The sequence below is a fragment of the bacterium genome (genome assembly GCA_030247525.1).
Lineage (GTDB): Bacteria > Electryoneota > JAOADG01 > JAOADG01 > JAOADG01 > JAOTSC01.
Genome location: JAOTSC010000248.1, coordinates 1 through 3,382 on the forward strand (window position 1 = coordinate 1; position 3,382 = coordinate 3,382).

The window sequence follows — 3,382 nt, forward strand, 5'->3', positions numbered from 1 at the left end:
GTATGGCGCTTCCGACCGCGGTTACCATTCTACCTCGCCGTTTGTGTTTGGTGAAGCGCTCCGCCGCCATGCGTTGGTGATTCTGAATGAAATGGGAATCCCGGTCAAGTATGGCCATAGCGAAGTCGGATATATCGAAGCGTGTGAAGAAGACCCCTATGTTTGGGAACAACACGAAATCGAGTTAGCGTTGCAGCCGTTGCCGCAAGCGGCAGAGAATGTGGTAATCACACAATGGGTGTTACGCAATTTAGCGCACCTCAGTGGTATGCAATGCAGTTTCGCGCCGGTAGTTCGTAAAGGTCACGCTGGCAGTGGCATGCATTTCCACCTCTCTCCGGTTCGAAACGGTGAACACCTCACGGTGAACGACGAGACCGGCAATCTTCGCAAGGAATCGAAGTGGTTGATTGGCGGGCTGGTGCAAATGGGCGGCGTCTTGATGGCATTTGGCAATCGCGACAAAACTTCTTTCCTTCGGCTCTCACAAGCGAAGGAAGCGCCGAATGCGGTGACATGGGGACGTTTCAATCGCAAAGCATTGATCCGGTTACCCATCGTCGCAACTGACGCCGAAGGGAATGCGGTTACTCACGAAACCATCGAGTACCGATTACCGGATGGCTCGGCGCATCCGCAACTCCTCTTGGCTGGCATTGCGCAAGCGATGTTGCTGGGCAAGAACACGCCGAATCTAGACGAATGGATTTCCCGGACGGCGGCAGAGGCAGTCACCGATGGAAATGGGAAGATCGCGGTTCCAAAGAGCTTTGCCGAAGTAGCGGAAATCCTCATTGCGAATGCGAAAGTTTTCACCGACGGGAATGTCTTCCCGGAACATATCATTCAGCGCTGGAGTGAAAACCTGCAATCGTAAATAGGTGATGGGTGTTGGGTAGGGACAGGCGTCCTCGCCTGTAATGGTGAAGGGTGTAAGGTGAAAGGTGTAGGGTGAATGGGTGGGTACGGGTTTCCAAACCCGTTCAGTACGGGCGTGCCGCGCATGCCCATATGTTTACATCGTAGGGGCGGCTGGCAGCCGCCCTTTGTGTCCGCACAACAAAAAGCGCGGTTGACAACCGCGCCGACCCTTACACCCTTCCCCCTACACCTTATACCCTTTACCTTTCACCTTAAGAGCACCATCTTCTGTGTCTTAACAAATTTCCCCGCTTGCATCCGCACGAAATAGGTTCCCGATGAAAGTTTCTTTCCATCGAAGGTCACTCGATAATTTCCCGGTTGTTGCTTTTGATTCACGAGAGTAGCGACTTCCCGACCGGTGATATCGAAGAGTCTTAGCTCAACTAAGCCCGGTTTTGGTAGCGAGTAGGAAATTGTGGTAGAAGAATTAAACGGGTTGGGGAAAGTAGTAAGTAAGACCCCTGAAGGAAGTAGTTTATCCAACTCGCGTACAACATTGGAAGTGTCGGCGCGAAGGATGAGCTTGGCAACAAAACAATCCCACCCGCCGTTACTGGAGGTGTCGAATGCGGCAGGGGTGACCGGAAAATCGGGACTGGTCGTTCGACCAACGATGATTACCGTATCATTGCCTTCATGAAGGATACTCTGACAAACATCTGTCCCTGTTCCTCCTAAGTAAGTGGAATACAACAATGAAGTTAGATCATAATTGAGTTTCGATATAAATCCATCATTATCCCCATCATGAAAAACGGTATCATAAGCATCTTGGCTTACGGGAAAATCAGAGCTTACGGTAGTACCGACGAAGCTTACTGCATCATGGATACGATCCACTTCTATATGATATATGCCATCGTCTCCAGAACCGCCCAAGTAGGTACTCGTGAAAGTTACTTGGGGTGAAATGGACACATTCGCAACAAACCCGTCGAACATTCCTCCGTTATACGTCGAATCGTAGCAGTTGGGGCTGGTAGGAAAATCCGAACTGGTCGTATTGCCGGTAAGGAAGAATCCGCTGGTTCCGTCAAAAGTGACATCGAAAATTCCATCGCCGACTGAACCACCTATATACGTGCTAAAAACAAGCGATTGTAAGTCGCTGGAGAAAAGGGTGAAGAATGCATCACGCCAACCATGAAGACTATCTTGCAAGCAATTTGGAGTCGTGGGAAAGATCGTGCTTGAGGTCTGTCCAGCAATGCAAAGGCGTCCCAGGCTATCCAATGCCAGTGCCTTTGGATAATCTTCGCTATTACCACCGAAGTAACTGCTGTATAGCAGTCCGGAACCGGAACTGTGGAGGTGAGTAATGAATCCATCTTCGAAACCGTTATTCGTACGAGCATAAGCATTGGTGGTCACAGGAAAGTAAAGTCCGGAAGTTTCACCGGTGACGAATGCTCCGCCATTTACGTCACCGACGACTGCTCGAGCATTTTGAAAGGCTTGCCGGCTTCCTAAATAGGTGCTGAATATCAGCTCCGAGCCCGTTGAATTCAGACGAGTAACAAAACACTTATTGCTTGTTGGACCTGGTGGAGTTCGATCGAATGCATTCAGCGTTGTTGGAAAAACGCCGCCGAAGGTAACCCCACAAACGATAACTCCTCCCAGATTATCGCTCGCTATGTCGCTTGGATAATCGTTATCATCGCCACCTAGAAAAGTGCTATAGAGGAGCAGTGTGCCCGAAGGATTAACCGAAGTAATAAAAATATCATAACCAACTGATGTTGTATCATAGGCACCTAGCGTTATGGGGAAGTCGCTGCTTTGCGTATCACCGGTTACAACAATGTTACCCAAAGTGGTTTTGCAAATTGCCAAACCATCATCACCACTACTTCCCCCCAAAAAAGTACTGTAGATGAGGGGATCGATGCGTAAGGAATGGTCGGGGTTGTAGCCATTGGGGAGCGTAATCCCAAAGGTGTTCTTGTCGGTCAGTTCAAATGTCGCTTCGATTTCATTCCTACTTCCATTCGCCGACACTTGGTACACACTTGGCAACGCCGTTCGCAATTCCCCTAAAGAAGTTGGCAGGAGAAGCTCGGCAATGGGCAATGGGGATTGGGCAATAGGGGGTGGGGGTTGGGTGTTAGGTGCTGGGTAGGGGCGGACTCCCACGTCCGCCCGCATCGTTTCTGTGGTATCGGGTGTATGCCATACGCCCCTACTGTTATCTTTTACGCCATCGGACAAGAATGTCCGATGTACGGCTCCGCCAGTGGTTCGCGAATCGCGCAGCAGGTCACGAACATTTCCTGCGGGCGTGCGCGGCACGCCCCTACTGTTCCCTGTCTCCTGTTCCCTGTTCCCGTTATCCAAATGGGATTGCTTCGTCGCTGCGCTGCCTCGCAATGACAATGACGTTTCACGATCCCCGAACCCCGAAATCCGATTCCCCTCTAACCCCTCAACTGACATCCGAATTTGGGAAGGATCAAAT

General features: G+C 50.6%; 2 protein-coding genes. One reads left to right on the top strand and one right to left on the bottom strand.

Annotated elements, in window-relative coordinates; all coding sequences use genetic code 11:
• Positions 1-877, top strand: an 877-nt coding sequence (locus OEM52_14540) for a hypothetical protein (protein ID MDK9701353.1), incomplete at its 5' end; no start/stop codon positions are given.
• A 251-nt stretch (positions 878-1,128) separates the two neighbouring features.
• On the opposite strand, the gene OEM52_14545 is transcribed toward OEM52_14540, so the two are convergent.
• Positions 1,129-3,382: T9SS type A sorting domain-containing protein (locus tag OEM52_14545; protein MDK9701354.1), on the bottom strand; the 2,254-nt coding region annotated here is incomplete at its 5' end.